Origin of the sequence: Rathayibacter agropyri (assembly GCF_013249015.1) — a bacterium.
GTDB classification, from domain to species: Bacteria; Actinomycetota; Actinomycetes; order Actinomycetales; family Microbacteriaceae; genus Rathayibacter; species Rathayibacter agropyri.
The window spans coordinates 1-15,213 of the sequence record NZ_JABRPL010000009.1; the positions used below are offsets into that span (position 1 = coordinate 1).

Genomic DNA, 15,213 nt, shown 5'->3' on the forward strand with positions numbered 1-15,213 from the left:
CTTCTATTCTCTCAAACGGGAAGCCGATGCCTCTGAGCGACACACCCGAATCAGACCTTATGAATAACGCTCTAAGGTGAGGCGGATCCCAGCACTTACGCGGGAATCTCAGCCCTCGGCGGTGTGCACCGGTCTGGCTCGGTGCGGCTCGGTTACCCCTCGACGGCCGTCTTTTAATCCGCGGGTCGTCGGTTCGAGCCCGACGGGGCCCACCAGCGTAAGAGCCGGTCAGACGGGATTTCGTCCGAACCGGCTCGACCGCTTGGCGGCGGACATAGCGCGGCGCAGTCACCCGCGATCGGCGTCAAGCAGGGCCACCGACAACGCTCCCATCTCGGCCGCGAGAGCCGACACCTTCGGCACGGTCGGGCAGCGCCGATAGGCCATCCTTGCTTGTTTCGGCCAGCGGGCACATCGGCGCAACTTCGCACGACTCACATGTGGGCAGAGCCGACATCACTCCCGAGCTTCGCCGCGGGGTCGACCCCGGTCGGAAGCGCCGGATTGTTCGGGTTATCGGGTGCGATTCGCCCGATATGTAACGGCCGTATATTCAACATCTTGAACTATGTTAGTTTCACCTCCGTGAAATAACAGATAGGGCTAGACGCCGTCCGAATTGTGGGGTTCGTGGCTATCGTCGCGGGACACGTCTGGACGACGGAGGAATCCCGGTGGCTCGTCTACCCCTGGCACGTGCCGCTTTACTTCATGCTCTCCGGGCGTCTCTGGACGCGGAAGCGCGAGTTCGGGCCGGACGTGCGCACCCGCCTTCGCACGCTGCTGCTCCCCTACGTCTCGTGGCTCCTCATCATCGGCGCCCTGCTCGCCGCCTCGCTGGTCGCCCGAGGGTGGCCGTTCACTGCTGACGGCGTGTACCGGTTCCTGCTCGGCGGGTCGTACCTCGGCCGCCCGTTCTCCGCGTTCTGGTTCGTGACGTGCCTGTTCACGGCGGGCGTCGTGCTGCGGCTACTGCAGCGGTTCCCCCTGTGGGTCCCGACGGCGATCGCTGTCGTCGGACTCGTCGTCGCGTACATCTCGCCCGAGGTCGTGGCCGCGGTGCCGTGGGCGGCGGGGACGGCGATCCCGGCGCTGATCTTTGTACTCGCCGGTTACGGGCTGAAGGTATGGAGCCCGCGGCGGCCTGTGCTCGTCGGTGTCACCGCGCTCATGGTCGGCATCATCCTGGTGGCCACTCGGCTCGCGGAGCCCGTGAATATTAAGTCCTCCGAGTTCGGCACCCCGGTGCTCAGCGTCGTCGCCGCGATCTGCATTTCCGGCGGGCTCATCCTGCTCGGCGAGAAGGCGTTCGAGCGGGCCGGCGAGCGCGTGTCGAAGGCGGTCACGATGCTCGCCGCGGCTGGCCTGGTCGTCATCCTCACGCATGCTGCAGTGCTCAGCGCCCTCCGTATCGACCCGATCATCGTGTTCGCCGCGGCACTCGTCCTGCCGTGGCTGCTCGGGCTGGTCCTGCTGCGGATCCCGGGGACGCGGTTCCTCACCGGTGCCCGCGCCTGAATGACGACAGACGCCCCACCTCCCGCCGAAGCGAACGGGGGGGGCGTCTCCGTGCCGGCGGGTCAGGCAGGCGTGGCGATCAGGACGGAGGGCGACGCGTTGACGGCGCCCGTGAAATAACTAGCGTCAAGGGACCCGGAGATGGTGCACGCCTGGCGGCCGATGTAGATAGCCACCTCTGCGATGACGATCGCAGCGACCTCGTCATCCTCGGACTCTGCCTTGCGCCGGGCGGTGGCTCGAGGCCGCTCAGTAGCTAGTCGACCTTGCTGCCCCTCACAGCAGGAACGACAAGCGCGATCGAACTGACGACCGCCGGGACAAAGCCGAACTGCGACTCCGCTGGGAACCCGTTGACGAGGAGGGAGACGCCAGCGGCAAGACCGCCGATCGAGAGGACCTGCGCACCGCTGCTCCCACCGATGACCGCTGCGGACTCGGCCCGCGCGAGTCGTGTCAACGCCCCAGCACGGGCCTGTTCAGTGGCGATGTGCGCATCAACAATCGTCTCGGCGCTGCCGGGCACGAGACGCTCGTCGCCCTCGATCATCACGACCGGAGCCAGAGGACCTCGGAACGATTGGCTCCGAGCGATCCCCTCTACTGCTCGCGCTGTCAGTGTCATGTGCCGAACCTCGTGCACTGATACGCCGAGCGCTCTGACCGGCATAAGAGGCGCCTGCGCCCCCTGCCAGCAGCACTGGACAGTGCCGTGGTCAAGCGATGCGTCGGCGAATAATGACGTAATGACGACGCTGCGTTCCCCTCCGTGCTCCTCAAGCGGCGGGACCCGTCGAACCCACTCAAGGACTGGCGCGAGCACCGCGACCGACTCGATGCGCCGGTGACCCCGTTCCACTCATTGCGGAAGCACGTTGCAACGGCCCTCGACGACTCCGCTCGCACGATCGCCGACTACCCCAGGCACAGCACCCCCGATGACACAGGACGTCGGCACGGGCTCGCAACGGAGGGCGACCCGGAGCACTGTCCCGGTATGAGTTCGGCCCGTGGTTCCGGGGTCGAGCGCCTCCAAAGTTGTTGCGAAATCTCGCTCCGACCACTCCGTGGGTCGTCGGTTCGAGCCCGGAGGTCCCACCCCTTGACGGCGTGGAAGCCCAGGCCGCGGGTCGCAACTGTCCCGCCTCGAAGCTCGGCTACTCAGCGAGCTGTGCGGCTCGCTCGAAGGCGCGGAGGAGATGGTCGCGCTTCCCCGGCTGGTTCATTGAACGCTGACTCGGGTGCCACGAATTGATGACCGTCAGACCGCCCACGAAGAAGGGCGCAACGTACTTCACCCACCCCTCGGTCGGCTGAGTGCCGGAAGTAATCACGACGCGAAGCTCAGGCAACAGCGGCAGCAATCGACGGAGCTCCAGCGCACCCTGCTGGGTCTCTGACGCATTCGGTGCCCGAACCGAGCCCAGGTACCAGGGGACGATATTCCACAGCACCGTATGGTCATGAAGACCCGCCTCATTGCGGAGCCTCCAGGCCGTTGCAGCGGTTGCATCCCTGTTATCGACCGAGACGAAACCCGAACCGGCTTCCTCGTCCGCTCTGGGTCCCGGGGATTCCAATAGCACGAGAACGCGAGCATGAACGCCCGCCTCAGCGGGATCAAAATGGGGCACCGCGACGTCCGGATTCTTCGGAGAACGCCGTGCGAGCAGCCCCTCCCGCCAAGCGCTGAGCGGAGCAACTGAGGGCTCGCGGTCAAGCATCAACCTTCGCTCGGCGCGGGCGTCATTACCAGCGAGGCCGCGGGGCGCACTCATGAACACGGTCAGATGCTACTCATAAGCCCTGGAATCTCATAAGCCCTGGATTCTCATAAGCCCTGGATTCATAGCCACCGCGCGCCCAGCCTCGACAGATCGTCCCCTTGACTCCCACGCTGCACAACGGTCTAGCGAAAGGGATGGAGAACTCAGCAGATCGGCACAAGAGCGCGAGCGGCGCCGCCCGCCGTCACTCGTGGCAGAGCGCCCACACCGCGTCGGGGTAGTCGCGGGGTCTCTCGCCGACGAGAAGGCGCCAGCGGCCACCGTGGTGATCAACGAGGCGGCCGGTGACCACCTCGGAGAGCCAGTCGGAGTCGACCCGGTACCAGCGGACGAGGCGGACGGTGGAGGCGGTGTGCGGGGGGCGACTCGACATCGGGGGTTCCTTCACGACGGCGGGAGGGAGCGCGGGGGCAAGGGCAGCATTCGCCAGGCGAATGGGCGCCGGACCCGAGCCGGCAGGACACCGGTTGTCGGCGGGCCTGGAATGGGCGGCATCCGGAGGACCGGATGCTGGAACTCTAGACGGCGAGGCCGCCGCTGTCTGTCCCAGGAACGGACACGCGACTGAGGCGACACTCAGGTACGCGCCTCTGGCGCCTGCTCCCATGTGCCCCGACAGAGGGACGTGACTATTGCTAATTAAGTCACAAACACGTGGCCCAATAACGGCGACTGAGAAGGTGAACAAGGAGCACCGTGGGGCTCTTTGAATCAACCGAGACGGCCTGAGATTCCATTGAGAATGGTCCGAATCTCCCGTGAGTGTGGAAGATTAACCATTGCTACTCAACCTAAGGTTTCGACACAGACTGAAAATCAGCACAGATGTGGGAGTCATTATGGGAATCAGCGTGAAAGTGCGTATAGTCGGAGGGGTTCTGGGCTGCTGCCTCTTGTCGGCGGAGTTCCTTCCCGTGCCTTCAGCCAGGGCCGACGATTCTTCCTGCGACTATTCGATGACGACGCTCGAGTACTCATGCTCGGGCAGCGAAGCGGTGAGACAGCCGACAGATGTCATCGGAGCGAGAATCTACAGCCAGAAGGGGTTCCAGGGCCGCGAATTGACCGTCTGGGTACCGACCTTCTGCCCGAAGAACAACCGCGTGGACTGGCTCCTGGCCCTCGGCAACGAATTGCGCGCGCAGGTCAGCTCCGTCCAAGCCTGGTCGGGCTGCTGGGTGTGGCTCTACCGAAATGATGGGTCGCGGGAGGGGCCGTACACCTCCGACGTCCCCGATATAGGGAGTTTTATGGATGATCAGGCCGTTGTGGTGGGGCTGAGTTGATGATGAAGCGACTTCTCCGTGCCACCCTCGCTGTCGTCCTCGCTGTGCCAGTGATCGTCACAGGCGCCGCACCCGCGAGCGCCAACGATCAACCGACCGTCACTCAGCTCCTTGAACTCTGTAACAGGGGATCCCCTGATTCCTGCGTCTTCCATCCGCGCCGTACGGAGATATTCCAAAGCGCCCCACAGCTGGCAGGTTCGAGCACCAACTGCTCCTCTTTCAACTCCACGCGGGTAATACGCTACGACGCACTCAGCGGGACGACGAACACCTGGGGCGTCGAAGTAAATGCGAGAACGAAGCTCGGCGAAGCATTCGAAGCCGGCGTCTCGAATACTGTCCAGCACCAGTGGCTCTGGACTGACGCCAGGGGTGACGAGATCCGGCAGGACGTCGGGGCTCACTCCGCCGTCAACGTTTGGGTCTCCAAGCAGTCGACTCGAGTGACGGGCACCTGGGAGATCCACTTCGACTCCCGCTATTACGGGCACTACATCTGGTACGTCGATGGCTCCGTGTCCGGGCAAGTCGTCGGACAGGGCTGGACATTTCGAAGCGAGCAGGTTCCGGCCAGTTGCTGAGACCGGACCGCACGGTCCCGAGGAGACACGGGCTCAGGGCCGCTGGCGAATCGTGGTGCGCGAGCGTCCCAAGACTTGTCTCTTCGGCGCACGGACGGTGAACCCTGAACGCAACCTCCGCGAGCGGCGCCGCCACAGGCGCTCACTCGGGCCGAAGGCACCGGCTTCGAGGAGATGACGGAGCGAGAGGGTGACCTGCCGAGCCAGATGGGGGTCGATCCGACCGGGGACACGGAGCGCATCAATGAGGTCGAGTGCGGTGTGCGCGGTACGGGAAATCGCCATGATCGAACGCTAAACACGAATTGCGCACCTCTGCGCGCCCCAGACGGGGGCGCGGCACTGGACTGATGCTCAGCCCTGCCGCGCCCCGCCACGACAGAGTTCAGTCGTGGCCGTTACTGCCGTTGCCACGCCCGGTCGAGGACTGCAAGCGGTCGATGTGCTCAGAGGCCTGCGCCTTGGTGAGGTCGGCCGGGAGCGTCTCGCCCGCCTCGCGGGCAAGGGTATCGAGGTAGCTGCGCTGCGGGCCGGTCATCGGCTCGTCTCCGGTCACCCAATCAGAGGGGTCCTTGCTGGCACTGGTGTCGCTGCCGTCATCGGCACGGGCGCCGAGGACATCGCCCTCGGTCTTGACATCGGGATCGGTGGTGTTGTCATCGCTCATGCTGCGACGCTACGCCCGACGACCGACACCGACGAGGGCTTGCGGAGTCGGCTCCCGCAGCCCGCTCGTCACCCGCCTCAGGGGCCGAGCAGCGCGTGTGCGACGGTGAAGATCACCAGGCCGGCCAGTGAGCCGACGACGGTGCCGTTGATCCGAATGAACTGGAGATCTTTACCGACCTGCAACTCGAGCTTCTCGGACGTCTCTCGCGGGTCCCAGCGGTGGATGGTGTCGCCGATGATGCTGGCGATGTCGGTGCGATACCGATCGACGAGGTTGGCCGCGACCGATCCGATCCAGGAGTCGACGGTCGCCGCGAGGCCCGCATCGGTCGAGAGGCGGCGGCCGAGGTCGACCACGATCGACTCAATGCTGCCGCGCAGCGGGCTCTCCGGGTCGTCCATCGCGCCCAAGAGGGAGGCCTTCGTCGCCTCCCAGGCGTCGCCCGCGAGTTCGCGCACGCGCGGGCTGTCGAAGGCGCGGTTTTTAATCTCCTCGACGCGCGCGATCAGGTCGGGATCGGTGCCGAGATCCTGCGCGAGGGTGGCGAGGTAGCCGTCAATCGCGATCCGAAACGGGTGCCCCTGGTCGTCGCGGACGGACGCGACGAAGACGAGCGCCTCGTGATAGAGCCGCTCGTCGACCGCGCGGCTCACCGCGGAGGGCAGCCAGCTTGGCAGCCGTCCGCTGACCATCCGGGTGAAGCTCTGCGGGTTCGCAACGAGCCACCCCTCCGCCTGCTCGACCAGCGTGTCGACCAGGCGGCGGTGGTGCCCAGCGTCGACCACGCTGCCCACCAGCGAACCCAGCGGCGGACCCCACTGCGGATCGAGGAGGTGGCGCCGCGCGAGTGCCTCGATCACGCGCTGCACATCCGAATCGTCGAGCAGAGCAATCGCCGAGCGGACGGCGGCCGCGCTCTCGCCGCCCACACGGTGCGCATTCTCGGGCTCGGCCAACCAGAGGCCGGCACGACGGGCGATCCCGAACGAATCGAGCTTCTCGCGGACGATGGCGCCGCGAAGGAAGTTCTCTTCGACGAACAGGGCGAGACTCGCGCCGATCTCGTCCTTTTTCGTCGGGATGATCGCCGTGTGCGGGATCGGCAGGCCCAGCGGCCGCCGGAACAGCGCCGTCACCGCGAACCAGTCGGCGAGCGCGCCGACCATGCCGCCCTCGCTCGCAGCGCGCACCCACTGGAACCACGGGTAGCGCTCCTGCAGCGCGAAGGAGATCGCGAACACGATCGCCATCACGACGAGCAATCCCGTCGCGAGCCGTTTCATCCGGACGAGGGCAACGCGCTTCGCCTCATCGTCTCGCCCGACCGCCTCCAGGGTCGTCATGATGCGGCGGGGAACCCCTCGTGGCGGATGCCCCAGGCGACCGTCCAGTGCTCGCCCGGCTCCAGCCAGCGCAGGCCCTGCCCACTGGTGAGAGCCCCGGCCGGGGCGGTCATCGGCTCGACCGCGATCGCGGTCTTCACGTCGTCGCCGTCGGGGAAGATCCGGGTGATGAAGACCTGGATGAAGTTGTGCGACGCGTCGGCCCAGAGGAGCACGCGGCGGCCGTCGGCGGCGCTGAGTCCGTGCACGCTCTCGCCGTCGACCATCCGCACGTCGGCCCAGGCATCGTCGAGTTCGAGGTCGCCGATGCGGCGGCCTCCGCGCAGGTCCCACTCGGTGCCCTCGACCGGGCTCTGACCGGTGGGGTTGAGGCGCTCGTCGACCTCGATGTGCACGGCAGCGTCCACGGTGATCTCGAGTTCGTCGGTGGGGACGTCACCGATGGCGAGGAAGGGGTGCGTGCCGATCGCGACCGGGGCCTCGTCCGCTCCGACATTCACGACGTGGTGCACGACCCTCAGACCATCGGCCTGTAGCTCGTAACGGACCGAGGTCTCGAGGTGGAACGGGTAGCCCGACTGGGGCACGACCGCCGCCGCGAGCTCGACGAAGGAGGTGCCCTGATCGATGAGGCGGTAGGGGGTGCTGACCAGCAATCCGTGGATGGCGTTGTGGTATTTCGGCTCGGTGATGGCGAGTTGGAGCGTCTCACCGCGGTGATGCCAGCGGCCGTCCTTGACCCGGTTGGGCCAGGGGACGAGCACGATTCCCGAGCCGAACGGCGGGACGATGCTCTCGGGATAGGACGCGGTGATCTCGACTCCGTCAACGGAGAGGTGACGCAGCCCCGCTGCCACCTCCGTCACGACGGCGTGGAGGCTGCGTCCCTCTGCGCTGAGGTCGAGCGAGAACTGGCGCCCGGTGGCGGGGGCGGGAGTGAAGTCGGCCATCTCTGAATCCTACGGACTGGCGCGCTCGCTCACGGTGCCGCAGCGAGTGACGGCGAGGCCCGACTCCTCCAGCCGGGACACGAACTCGTCGTCGGCGCCGGCGCCGGTGAGGAGCCGGTCGAACTCATCGGCGGCAGCGACCCGGCCGAGATCGACAACGCCGAGCTTGCGCGAGTCGGCGACGACCACTCGGCGCGTCGCCGCGTGCAGCATCCGGCGCTTCAAGGTCGCCTCGGGGAGGTTCACATTCGTCACGCCCGCCTCGGGATGCACGCCGGTGCAGCCGATGAAGGCGACGTCGGCGTGCAGGCGCTCGAACATCTCTGAGGCGAGCGGCTCGACAAGCGAGTGCTGCAGCGGGCGGAGAGTGCCGCCGGTGACGACCACGGTGAAGCGCGGAATCGCCGGCTCGAGGGCCAGGGCCGTCGACAGGCCGTTGGTGATGACGGTGACGCCGGTCAGGTCTTCCCTCTCGACGAGGGCGTGCGCGATGGCGAGCGGAGTCGTACCGACGTCGAGGATGACGCTCTGACCGGAGGAAACGGACGCGGCGGCCTCCCGCCCGATCGCGGCTTTCTCGTCGGAGGCCGCGCTCAGGCCCTCCTCGAGCGAGCGCTCGCCGGGGCGCTGCACGACGGGAATCGCGCCGCCTCGCACGCGCTGCACGGCTCCTTCACCGGCGAGGACGGCAAGGTCCGAGCGGACCGTCACCACGGAGACGCCGAGCCGGTCGGCGAGCGCCGTCACGGCGACGAAGCCCGAGCGCTCGGTGAGCAGGCGGATGCGCAGTCGCCGCTCGGACGCCGAACCCGCGTTCTGGTCGCCGCCCGTTTTCATCCAGCCATGGTGGTCTGCCGAGCATGACTTGTCAAAGAGAAAATTGGGTTTCGTTTTTGAAGGTGCAGCCCTAGTCTTGCTCCTGCCATGAACGAAGCGATTCCCCTCTCCGCCGGCGTCATCAAGCGCCCGCACACGCTGGCCGACGGCCGCGAGCTCGTCTACTACGACGACGCCGACACGACGCTCCCCGCCGAGCGCTCAGCCGACGCCCGTGACCTCGATCCCCGCCCCGCCACCGCCCGAATGCGCCAGGACGTTCTCAGCGGGGAGTGGGTGTCGATCGCCGCCTCCCGGCAGAATCGCGCGTTCCTGCCGCCCGCTAAACTCGACCCGCTAGCTCCGGCCTCACCGGACAACCCGTCCGAAGTGCCCAGCCGCTACGACGTCGCCGTCTTCGAGAACCGCTCCCCCTCTTTCGGGCCGCTGCTCGAAGACGCGGAGGCGCCCGCCTCCCTCGACGACCTGCGGACCCTCGGCTTGGGTCGCACGCTGACCAGCGTCGGCCGCTGCGAGGTCGTCTGCTTCAGCCCGGAATACGAGGGATCCATCGCCACGCTGAGCGCCTCTCGCGCACGGACGGTGGTCGAGGCCTGGGCCGACCGGGTCGGCGCCCTCTCGGCGCTGCCGGGCGTTCAGCAGGTCTTCCCGTTTGAGAACCGCGGTGAGGCGATCGGAGTCACGCTGCACCACCCGCACGGGCAGATCTACTCCTACCCCTACATCACGCCCCGCACCACACGGCTCCTCGCGTCGCTCGATTCCTACGGGCCTTCGATGTTCGCCGACGTACTCGCCTTTGAGCAGGCCGGCGAGCGCGTCCTCCTCCGAGGCGAGCACTTCACCGCCTTCGTACCCTTCGCCGCGCGCTGGCCCATCGAGGTGCACCTGCTGCCGCACCGCCAGGTACCTGACCTCGCGGCGACCACACCACAGGAGCGCGACGAGCTCGCCCGTCTGTACCAGCGGCTGCTGCGCGGTATCGACGCTCTGTACGACACCCCGACGCCCTACATCGCTGCCTGGCACCAGGCCCCCGTGCACGAGCGCCGCGACGAGGTGCGCCTGATGCTCCAGATCACCTCCCCGCGCCGAGCCGAAGCAAAGCTGAAGTTCCTCGCGGGCAGCGAGGCGGCGATGGGAGCGTGGATCGGCGACATTCCCCCCGAGGCGAGTGCCGCGGCCCTGCGCGCCGCGATCGAGCGGGCCGACGCCGCGCTCCTCGGGACCGAGATCGCCCGCCGGCCCGATGCGGAGCTGCCTTTCGCCGCACACAGCGACCCCGCGCTGTCCGACGGCGCCACCACGCCCGCCACGCCCACCGCCGGCATTGCCGAGGACAACCGATGACCGTCGCCTCCGCCTCCCTCATCGCCGTCGCTCGCCGCGCCGGCGACCACTTCCAGCGCGCGTACGGTCGCCCCTCGGCCGGAGTATGGGCCGGTCCCGGCCGGGTGAACCTGATCGGCGAGCACACCGATTACAACGACGGCTTCGTCTTCCCGTTCGCGATCGACCGCGCCACGGCTATGGCGGTTGCCCGCCGCGAGGACCGGACGATCCGGATCGGGAGCGCCTTCTCCCCCGACGTCATCGAGGTCTCCCTCGACGAACTTCGCCCGGACGCGTTATCTGGCTGGTCGGCGTATCCGCTCGGCGTCGTCTGGGCGCTCACCGAGTACGGTGTCGCCCTCTCCGAGCACACCGGCTTTGACGCGTTCGTTGACTCGGACGTGCCCGTGGGCGCCGGGCTCTCGAGTTCGGCCGCGCTGATGTGCGCGATGGCGGTCGCCTTGAACGAGCTCTGGGGCCTCGACCTCGACCGCGCAACGCTGGCCCGGGTAGGTCGACGGGCCGAGAACGTCGCCGTCGGCGCTCCGACCGGGATCATGGACGAGTCCGCGTCCCTGTTCGGCAAGCGCGACGCCGCGGTCTTCCTCGACTGCCGCAGCCTCGACACCGAGGTGATCCCGCTGGGGTTCGAGGAGGCGGGACTCGTCCTGCTGGTCATCGACACCCGGGTTGAGCACGCGCACGCTACGGGCGGTTACGCCGAGCGTCGTGCGTCCTGCGAACTCGGCGCCTCGACGCTGGGAGTCGACTCCCTGCGGGAACTCTCGGTCGACGATCTGCCGCGCGCGCAGGAACATCTCGATGACGTCACCTACCGACGGGTGAAGCACGTCGTGACCGAGGACGCCCGCGTCCTCACCACCGTGCGCACTCTCCGCGAGCACGGCCCGCGCGCGATCGGCACGTTGCTCGACGCCGGGCACGTGTCGCTCCGCGACGACTTCGAAATCTCGATACCCGAGCTCGACACCGCGGTCGAGGCCTCACGCGGCGCGGGCGCACTCGGCGCACGGATGACCGGGGGTGGCTTCGGCGGCTCCGCGATCGCCCTGACGCCGGTCGATAAGGAGGAGGACGTCCGGGCGGCGGTCCTGGCCGCCTTCGCGGAGAAGGGCTTCGCGACTCCCGAGCTGTTCCTGGTGACCGCGGCCGACGGCGCGGGGCGCGTGCTCTGACTCACCCGCCCTGACGATCACTTCTGCCGCAGAGGCTAGCGCCAGGGACCGCTCAGCGCTCGAAGGTCGAGGCGTCGATCACGAAGCGGTAGCGCACATCCGAGGCGAGCACGCGCTCGTACGCCTCGGTGATCTGCGAGGCCGACACGACCTCGACCTCGCTCGCGATGCCCTTCTCGGCGCAGAAGTCGAGCATCTCCTGGGTCTCGCGGATGCCTCCGATGCCTGAGCCCGCGAACGAACGACGAGCGCCGAACAGCGTGAAGACGTGCAGCGGCAGCGGCTCGGCCGGGGCACCAACGTTGACCATTGTTCCGTTGCGGCGGAGAAGACCGAGGTAGGCGTCGAGGTCGAGTGGAGCGCTCACCGTGTTGATGATGAGATCGAAAGTGTTCGCCAGCTCGGTGAACGTCGCCTCGTCCTTCGTCGCGAAGTAGTGGTCGGCACCGAGGCGGAGGCCGTCCTCCTTCTTGCTCAGCGTCTGCGAGAGGACGGTGACCTCAGCCCCCATCGCGTGCGCGAACTTCACGGCCATGTGACCGAGCCCGCCGAGGCCGACGACCGCAACCTGCTTACCGGGGCCCGCCTCCCAGTGCGACAGCGGCGAGTAGGTGGTGATGCCCGCGCAGAGCAAGGGCGCGGCGGCCTCGTAGGGGATCGATTCGGGGACGCGCAGCACGAAGTCCTCGACGACGACGATGTGGGTGGAGTACCCGCCCTGCGTGATGCTGCCGTCGCGATCGACCGAGGCGTAGGTGCCGGTGTTGCCCTGCAGGCAGTACTGCTCCTCACCGGCGAGGCAGTTCTCGCACTCGCGACAGGAGTTGACCATGCAGCCGACGCCGACGCGGTCGCCGATGGAGTGCTTGGTCACCTCGGTGCCGACCTCGGTGACGATGCCGACGATCTCGTGCCCAACAGTGAGCGGGTACTGCACCGGTCCCCACTCGCCGCGCACCGTGTGGATATCGGAGTGGCAGATGCCGGCATACGCGATCTCGATCAGGATGTCCTGCGGTCCGACGTCCCGACGCTCGATCGTGGTGGGGATGAGCGGCTCGGTTGCGGAGGGGGCGGCGTAGGCGGTGACGGTGCGCATGGATTCTCCTCGTGGGTCGCGCTCCTTGGACGCGTCCCACGTTGGGGGGATGCGAGAGCGCTGGACAACGCTACCGGGGATCCGACGAGATGGTGCCCGAACGCATGCGAACGAGAGCGAGAGTCAGCGCAGAGCGCGCTCAGCCGCAGTGACGACGTTGTGGATCAGCATTGCGCGGGTCATGGGGCCAACACCACCGGGGACCGGCGACAACCAGCCCGCGACCTCGGCCACTCCTGGAGCGACGTCGCCGGTGAGCTTCGCGCGCCCGGTGTCGGGGTTGTCCACCCGGGTGATCCCCACGTCGAGGACTGCCGCACCAGGCTTCACCCAGTCGGCGGCGATCAGTCCAGGCACGCCGACCGCCGCGACGACGATGTCCGCGCGGCGCACCTCCGTAGCGAGGTCGGCGGTACGCGAGTGCGTGAGCGTGACGGTGGCGTCGAGGCCCTTTCGGGTGAGCAGCAGGCCGAGCGGGCGACCGACCGTGAGACCGCGACCGACGACGACCACGTGCTTTCCCGCCGTCGGGATGCCGTGGCGCCGAAGCATCTCGACGATGCCGTTCGGCGTGCACGGCAGCGGGCTGTCGAGCTCGCCCTCGACGCCGAGAACAAGGCGACCGAGATTCGTCGGGTGCAAGCCATCGGCGTCCTTATCGGGGTCCATCAGCTCCAGCATCGCGTTCTCGTCGATGCCCGTGGGCAGCGGCAGCTGAATGATGTAGCCCGTCACCGACTCCGACTGGTTCAACCCGAGGATGGCCGTGCGGATATCGTCCGCCGACGCCGTTGCGGGCAGGTCGACGCGGATCGACTCGATCCCGACCTCGGCACAGTCACGGTGCTTGCCCGCGACGTACGAGCGCGAGGCTGGATCGTCGCCGACGAGCAGGGTGCCGAGTCCGGGCACGACGCCCCGCTCGCGCAGTGCGGCGACGCGCTCGGCGATCTCCGCCTTCACTGCTGCCGCAGTGGCGACTCCGTCGAGTACCTGTGCCGTCATGTCGGGCTCCTTGGTCTAGGCGCGGCGGAGGGAGGGGCGTGCCCCGCCTCCGCCGCGCGGGTGGTGCAGCGGATCGACTACAGCCCGGGGTACAGCGGGAAGTTGTCGGTGAGGCGAGCAACGCGAGTGCGTAGCGCCTCGAGATCGGCCGAGGGCTTGAGCGCCTCGGCAATGACGTCGGCGACCTCGGTGAACTCGGCGTCGCCGAAGCCGCGGGTCGCGAGCGCGGGCGTCCCGATCCGCAGGCCCGACGTGACCATCGGCGGGCGGGGGTCGAACGGCACCGCGTTGCGGTTCACCGTGATACCGACCTCGTGGAGGCGGTCCTCGGCCTGCTGGCCGTCGAGCGGCGAGTTCCGCAGGTCGGCCAGCACCAAGTGCACGTCGGTGCCGCCGGTGAGCACGTCGATGCCCTCGGCCTTCGTATCGGCCGCGGTCAGGCGCTCCGCGAGGATCTGCGCGCCCCGGATGGTCCGCGCCTGGCGGTCCGCGAATTCGGCCCCGCCGGCGAGCTTGAACGCGGTCGCCTTCGCGGCGATCACGTGCATCAGTGGTCCGCCTTGTTGCCCGGGGAACACGGCCGAGTTGAGCTTCTTCGCGTACTCCTGCTTGGCCAGGATGAGGCCCGAGCGCGGACCGGCGAGGGTCTTGTGCACTGTCGAGGTGACGACGTCGGCATGCGGCACCGGTGATGGGTGCAGCCCGGCGGCGACGAGGCCGGCGAAGTGCGCCATATCGACCCAGAGCTTGGCGCCCACCTCATCTGCGATAGCGCGGAACGCCTCGAAGTCGAGGTGGCGCGGGTAGGCAGACCAGCCGGCGATGAGTACCTGCGGGCGGACCTCGAGGGCCTTCTCGCGGACGGCGTCCATGTCGATCCGGAAGGTCTGCGGGTCGACGCCGTAGGAGGTGGCGTTGTAGAGCTTGCCCGAAAAGTTCAGCTTCATGCCGTGCGTGAGGTGCCCGCCGTGCGCCAGCTCGAGGCCCAGAATGGTGTCGCCGGGCTGGATCAGCGCGGCGAGCGCCGCCGCGTTGGCGGTCGCGCCCGAGTGCGGCTGGACGTTGGCGAACTCGGCGCCGAAGAGCGCCTTCGCTCGGTCGATCGCGAGCTGCTCGGCGACATCAACGAATTCGCAGCCGCCGTAGTAGCGGCGGCCCGGGTAACCCTCGGCGTACTTGTTGGTGAGGACAGAGCCCTGCGACTCGAGGACGGCACGTGGCACGAAGTTCTCGCTCGCGATCATCTCAAGGTAGCCGCGCTGGCGGTCGAGTTCCTGCTGGAGGACGGCAGCGATCTCGGGGTCAACGACCGAGACGGGCTCATTGAACGACGCGGCGAGATCGGTGCTCGGGGCAGAGGAAGGGGACACGGACGCTCCTTGACTGGGAAACGGAAGGGGCCCGGGAGGTCGCAGCGAAGCGACTCGGCTCGTGCGGGCGACCCGAACTACGGTATCCGTTCCAGCCCAGGCGTGCGGCGGGAAAAGTGTCCGGAGGAGTGCTCCGGAGGAAGGTGCCGCTCCCTGATGGTCACCCATCCGAACGCCAGTCGCAGCGCGATTACTCTAGCAACGAGGGGCGCGTGGCGCGGGAAGTCGATCGCGCT

At 67.8% G+C, this 15,213-nt stretch carries 16 protein-coding genes and 1 riboswitch; of the genes, 5 read left to right on the forward strand and 11 right to left on the reverse strand.

Annotated elements, in window-relative coordinates:
• Positions 1 to 597 precede the first annotated feature (597 nt).
• Complete coding sequence (locus HRF29_RS13990) at positions 598 to 1,518, forward strand: acyltransferase family protein (RefSeq protein ID WP_343043757.1); 921 nt, start codon at positions 598 to 600, stop codon at positions 1,516 to 1,518.
• 256 nt (positions 1,519 to 1,774) lie between these two features.
• Here HRF29_RS13990 and HRF29_RS13995 read toward each other — a convergent pair whose 3' ends face one another.
• From HRF29_RS13995 to HRF29_RS14005, 3 genes are all read right to left on the reverse strand, one after another.
• Positions 1,775 to 2,143 carry a hypothetical protein gene (locus HRF29_RS13995; RefSeq protein ID WP_173249462.1) on the reverse strand — a complete coding sequence of 123 codons (369 nt, stop codon included), beginning with the start codon at positions 2,141 to 2,143 and terminating at the stop codon, positions 1,775 to 1,777.
• A gap of 532 nt (positions 2,144 to 2,675) precedes the next feature.
• Positions 2,676 to 3,296 carry a uracil-DNA glycosylase family protein gene (locus HRF29_RS14000; protein ID WP_343043755.1) on the reverse strand — a complete coding sequence of 207 codons (621 nt, stop codon included), beginning with the start codon at positions 3,294 to 3,296 and terminating at the stop codon, positions 2,676 to 2,678.
• A 193-nt stretch (positions 3,297 to 3,489) separates the two neighbouring features.
• The gene (locus HRF29_RS14005) at positions 3,490 to 3,678 is read right to left on the reverse strand and encodes a hypothetical protein (protein ID WP_173249463.1); all 189 of its coding nucleotides are present in this window, start codon (positions 3,676 to 3,678) and stop codon (positions 3,490 to 3,492) included.
• Between the two features lie 466 nt (positions 3,679 to 4,144).
• Here HRF29_RS14005 and HRF29_RS14010 point away from each other — a divergent pair, with 466 nt between their 5' ends.
• Both HRF29_RS14010 and HRF29_RS14015 read left to right on the forward strand, forming a co-directional pair.
• Positions 4,145 to 4,591, forward strand: coding sequence for a hypothetical protein (locus tag HRF29_RS14010; protein ID WP_173249464.1), 447 nt, complete (start codon positions 4,145 to 4,147; stop codon positions 4,589 to 4,591).
• Complete coding sequence (locus HRF29_RS14015; RefSeq protein WP_173249465.1) at positions 4,591 to 5,175, forward strand: hypothetical protein; 585 nt, start codon at positions 4,591 to 4,593, stop codon at positions 5,173 to 5,175. The genes HRF29_RS14010 and HRF29_RS14015 overlap by 1 nt, the downstream gene beginning before the upstream one ends.
• 33 nt (positions 5,176 to 5,208) lie before the next feature.
• Here HRF29_RS14015 and HRF29_RS14020 read toward each other — a convergent pair whose 3' ends face one another.
• From HRF29_RS14020 to HRF29_RS14040, 5 genes are all read right to left on the reverse strand, one after another.
• Positions 5,209 to 5,460, reverse strand: a complete 252-nt coding sequence (locus tag HRF29_RS14020) for a hypothetical protein (RefSeq protein WP_173249466.1) — start codon at positions 5,458 to 5,460, stop codon at positions 5,209 to 5,211.
• Positions 5,461 to 5,560: 100 nt separating this feature from the next.
• Complete coding sequence (locus HRF29_RS14025; RefSeq protein ID WP_173249467.1) at positions 5,561 to 5,842, reverse strand: DUF3072 domain-containing protein; 282 nt, start codon at positions 5,840 to 5,842, stop codon at positions 5,561 to 5,563.
• Between the two features lie 77 nt (positions 5,843 to 5,919).
• Positions 5,920 to 7,188: a DUF445 domain-containing protein gene (locus tag HRF29_RS14030; protein WP_173249468.1), complete on the reverse strand. Its 1,269-nt coding sequence runs from the start codon at positions 7,186 to 7,188 to the stop codon at positions 5,920 to 5,922.
• The gene (locus HRF29_RS14035; RefSeq protein ID WP_173249469.1) at positions 7,185 to 8,138 is read right to left on the reverse strand and encodes an aldose 1-epimerase family protein; all 954 of its coding nucleotides are present in this window, start codon (positions 8,136 to 8,138) and stop codon (positions 7,185 to 7,187) included. Before HRF29_RS14035 ends, HRF29_RS14030 begins: the two co-directional genes overlap by 4 nt.
• A gap of 9 nt (positions 8,139 to 8,147) precedes the next feature.
• On the reverse strand, positions 8,148 to 8,975 hold the full coding sequence (locus tag HRF29_RS14040; protein WP_173249470.1) for a DeoR/GlpR family DNA-binding transcription regulator: 828 nt from the start codon (positions 8,973 to 8,975) through the stop codon (positions 8,148 to 8,150).
• 87 nt (positions 8,976 to 9,062) lie between these two features.
• Between HRF29_RS14040 and galT the strand changes: the two genes are divergently transcribed.
• Complete coding sequence (galT, locus tag HRF29_RS14045) at positions 9,063 to 10,325, forward strand: galactose-1-phosphate uridylyltransferase (RefSeq protein WP_173249471.1); 1,263 nt, start codon at positions 9,063 to 9,065, stop codon at positions 10,323 to 10,325.
• Positions 10,322 to 11,503, forward strand: coding sequence for a galactokinase (gene galK, locus HRF29_RS14050; protein WP_173249472.1), 1,182 nt, complete (start codon positions 10,322 to 10,324; stop codon positions 11,501 to 11,503). Before galT ends, galK begins: the two co-directional genes overlap by 4 nt.
• A 52-nt stretch (positions 11,504 to 11,555) precedes the next feature.
• Here the strand turns inward: galK and HRF29_RS14055 are convergent, their stop codons facing one another.
• The 3 genes from HRF29_RS14055 to glyA form a co-directional block, all read right to left on the reverse strand.
• Positions 11,556 to 12,602, reverse strand: coding sequence for an NAD(P)-dependent alcohol dehydrogenase (locus HRF29_RS14055; protein WP_173249473.1), 1,047 nt, complete (start codon positions 12,600 to 12,602; stop codon positions 11,556 to 11,558).
• 123 nt (positions 12,603 to 12,725) lie between these two features.
• Positions 12,726 to 13,607: a bifunctional methylenetetrahydrofolate dehydrogenase/methenyltetrahydrofolate cyclohydrolase gene (locus HRF29_RS14060; protein WP_173249474.1), complete on the reverse strand. Its 882-nt coding sequence runs from the start codon at positions 13,605 to 13,607 to the stop codon at positions 12,726 to 12,728.
• Between the two features lie 77 nt (positions 13,608 to 13,684).
• On the reverse strand, positions 13,685 to 14,977 hold the full coding sequence (gene glyA, locus HRF29_RS14065; RefSeq protein ID WP_173249475.1) for a serine hydroxymethyltransferase: 1,293 nt from the start codon (positions 14,975 to 14,977) through the stop codon (positions 13,685 to 13,687).
• An 87-nt stretch (positions 14,978 to 15,064) separates the two neighbouring features.
• Positions 15,065 to 15,170: riboswitch (ZMP/ZTP riboswitch) on the reverse strand.
• Positions 15,171 to 15,213 lie beyond the last annotated feature (43 nt).

What these genes read in the sequence shown, in the direction of transcription:
- HRF29_RS14005 (WP_173249463.1), bottom strand. Translation starts at nt 3,678, where the DNA reads ATGTCGAGTCGCCCCCCGCACACCGCCTCCACCGTCCGCCTCGTCCGC.
- galT (WP_173249471.1), top strand. Translation starts at nt 9,063, where the DNA reads ATGAACGAAGCGATTCCCCTCTCCGCCGGCGTCATCAAGCGCCCGCAC.
- HRF29_RS14020 (WP_173249466.1), bottom strand. Translation starts at nt 5,460, where the DNA reads ATGGCGATTTCCCGTACCGCGCACACCGCACTCGACCTCATTGATGCG.
- HRF29_RS14040 (WP_173249470.1), bottom strand. Translation starts at nt 8,975, where the DNA reads ATGAAAACGGGCGGCGACCAGAACGCGGGTTCGGCGTCCGAGCGGCGA.
- HRF29_RS14030 (WP_173249468.1), bottom strand. Translation starts at nt 7,188, where the DNA reads ATGACGACCCTGGAGGCGGTCGGGCGAGACGATGAGGCGAAGCGCGTT.
- HRF29_RS14035 (WP_173249469.1), bottom strand. Translation starts at nt 8,138, where the DNA reads ATGGCCGACTTCACTCCCGCCCCCGCCACCGGGCGCCAGTTCTCGCTC.
- HRF29_RS14055 (WP_173249473.1), bottom strand. Translation starts at nt 12,602, where the DNA reads ATGCGCACCGTCACCGCCTACGCCGCCCCCTCCGCAACCGAGCCGCTC.
- HRF29_RS14015 (WP_173249465.1), top strand. Translation starts at nt 4,591, where the DNA reads ATGATGAAGCGACTTCTCCGTGCCACCCTCGCTGTCGTCCTCGCTGTG.
- HRF29_RS14010 (WP_173249464.1), top strand. Translation starts at nt 4,145, where the DNA reads ATGGGAATCAGCGTGAAAGTGCGTATAGTCGGAGGGGTTCTGGGCTGC.
- galK (WP_173249472.1), top strand. Translation starts at nt 10,322, where the DNA reads ATGACCGTCGCCTCCGCCTCCCTCATCGCCGTCGCTCGCCGCGCCGGC.
- HRF29_RS14025 (WP_173249467.1), bottom strand. Translation starts at nt 5,842, where the DNA reads ATGAGCGATGACAACACCACCGATCCCGATGTCAAGACCGAGGGCGAT.
- HRF29_RS13995 (WP_173249462.1), bottom strand. Translation starts at nt 2,143, where the DNA reads ATGACACTGACAGCGCGAGCAGTAGAGGGGATCGCTCGGAGCCAATCG.
- HRF29_RS14000 (WP_343043755.1), bottom strand. Translation starts at nt 3,296, where the DNA reads ATGAGTGCGCCCCGCGGCCTCGCTGGTAATGACGCCCGCGCCGAGCGA.
- HRF29_RS14060 (WP_173249474.1), bottom strand. Translation starts at nt 13,607, where the DNA reads ATGACGGCACAGGTACTCGACGGAGTCGCCACTGCGGCAGCAGTGAAG.